The sequence below is a fragment of the Halobellus captivus genome, assembly GCF_007655485.1.
Taxonomy (GTDB): Archaea; Halobacteriota; Halobacteria; order Halobacteriales; family Haloferacaceae; genus Haloquadratum; species Haloquadratum captivum.
The window spans coordinates 1-1,959 of the sequence record NZ_VJXQ01000008.1 but is presented as its reverse complement, the minus strand read 5'-3'; the positions used below and the strand labels follow the sequence as shown (position 1 = coordinate 1,959).

At 58.1% G+C, this 1,959-nt stretch carries 3 protein-coding genes and 1 pseudogene; all 4 read left to right on the top strand.

Annotated features, from left to right (window positions below; all coding sequences use genetic code 11):
* A pseudogene (locus FJT57_RS17385) lies at positions 1–173 on the top strand (TATA-box-binding protein); the annotation flags it as partial.
* A gap of 85 nt (positions 174–258) precedes the next feature.
* Positions 259–1,284, top strand: a complete 1,026-nt coding sequence (gene xseA / locus FJT57_RS15145; protein WP_144906688.1) for an exodeoxyribonuclease VII large subunit — start codon at positions 259–261, stop codon at positions 1,282–1,284.
* 2 nt (positions 1,285–1,286) lie between these two features.
* Positions 1,287–1,469 (top strand): exodeoxyribonuclease VII small subunit, encoded by a 183-nt coding sequence (gene xseB / locus FJT57_RS15140; RefSeq protein WP_119712814.1) that lies wholly within the window; start codon positions 1,287–1,289, stop codon positions 1,467–1,469.
* A 203-nt stretch (positions 1,470–1,672) separates the two neighbouring features.
* Complete coding sequence (locus FJT57_RS15135; protein WP_049987855.1) at positions 1,673–1,921, top strand: hypothetical protein; 249 nt, start codon at positions 1,673–1,675, stop codon at positions 1,919–1,921.
* The last annotated feature ends 38 nt before the right edge of the window (positions 1,922–1,959 follow it).

Genomic DNA, 1,959 nt, shown 5'->3' with positions numbered 1-1,959 from the left:
ACGAACCAGAGCAGTTCCCGGGGCTCGTCTACCGACTTGACGACCCGGACGTCGTCGCACTCCTCTTCGGGAGTGGAAAGCTCGTCATCACGGGCGGAAAACAGCTTGACGATGCCGAACAAGCGCTTACAGTGATCGAAAATCGGCTCACTGATCTCGGGTTACTGGAGTAATTCAAGGACACAGAACAGTTGGTAGGGTACACTGGCACTGAGGGGTACATTTTTGAATCTGCTCTCCCCGTCTTAAGTTAGTGCGATGGCTGATGCCGAACGGGAGGTAGATGATGCCCTGTCCGGTAATGTTCTTTCAGTCCAAGAGCTGAACGACCGAATTGCATCGGTCGTCCAGGACACGCCTGCCCTCAACGGCGTTCGCTGTATTGGCGAGGTCACGGATCTCCATCAGAACAGTACCGCCCTCTATTTCACCCTGACTGACGGCGACGCCGAGCTTCCCTGTATGCTCTGGGCGAACCGCTANCTCGAGGACGGGACCGAGGTCATCCTCGAAGGCGATATCGACTACTGGACAGAGGGCGGGAAAATCGACCTCAAACCGTGGAAGGTGATCGTCGTCGGCGACGGCGATCAAGCAGCTGCCGTCGAGCGACTACGAAGCGAACTCGAAGAGCGTGGCTGGTTCGACGACGAGCAGAAACAGCGCCCGCCGGCGTTCCCAGAGCGGGTTGGGGTCGTAACCTCCCTCCGTGGCGATGCCCGTTATGACATCCAGAACGCGATCCACGAACAGGACCCTACCGTCGACATCCTGGTGAAGGACGCCACCGTCCAAGGGTCGGAGTCGCCCACATCCATCGCGAACGGCATCCACCATCTGGACCGCTCCGAGGACGTCGACGCGATTATCGTCGGTCGCGGTGGCGGGAGCGATTCGAACCTCCAGGCGTTCAACACCGAGCGGGTCTCGGAAGCTATCTTCACCGCAAACACCCCGATCGTCACGGCGATCGGGCATACTGACGACCGGTTAATCGCCGATCAGGTCGCGGATGTGGCAACGATCACGCCGACGGCCGCCGGTGAGTATATCGTGAATTCCCGCGAGGAGTTCTTGGCGGGCGAAGTCAAGCCGCTGGCACAGCAACTCGACGCTGCGTACGAAACCTTCCAGCAGGAGCACGAACATGAACGGGAGCTTGCTGAAGCAGTCGACGAGGCGGCCGTACCCGAGGGCCTCCCGCCGGTCTACTACAAGGCCGCAATCGCTGTGCTGTTGTTGCTGTTGTTGGCCATCACTGGGCTTTGGTTGGGGGTGATCTAAGCGTGGCAAACGACCAAGAGATCCACGACCGGCTGGCCCGTGTCGAAGAAATCATTGAGCAGCTCGATGCGGACGAGTGTGACCTCGATGAAGGGACAAGGCTCCACGAGGAAGGTCAGGAACTCTTGGCCGAGGTGCGAGAAATCCTCGACAACGGGCGTGGAGAGGTCGTGGAACTCGAGTAGAGCGCGATTTCAGTCTTAACCAACAGTCAACGGTATCTAACCCCATTGTTGGTTAACGGTACCTTTGCGAGGTGAATGAACTCTCCGGTTATAATTTACTTTAGATTTTTGCGCCAGCTGGTGGCCAGAAAGCATATACCGATCTTCTAGCTATCGCACCACCATGGACCGGGACTCAACCGGTGCATACCCACCCCGCACATATGATCACACGGGCAGTCACCATCGAAGACATCGATGATCTGTACCTGACGTGGAACAGCCATATCAACGGGTCCGCCCTCTATCGCCGCGCCCTCCGAGATGAGATGGAGCTTCGCGACGTCGACCCCGACGAGCTTCGAGATCTCTTCGAACGGGCCCGCGAACAGGGCTACACGAAAGACGAGATCGTCGACGAGACCAACCGCTACGCTGATCTGAAAGCACTCGTCGACGACGCAGAGGAATAACTCGCTATGTCACAGGACAATACGCCCTCCGAGACGGC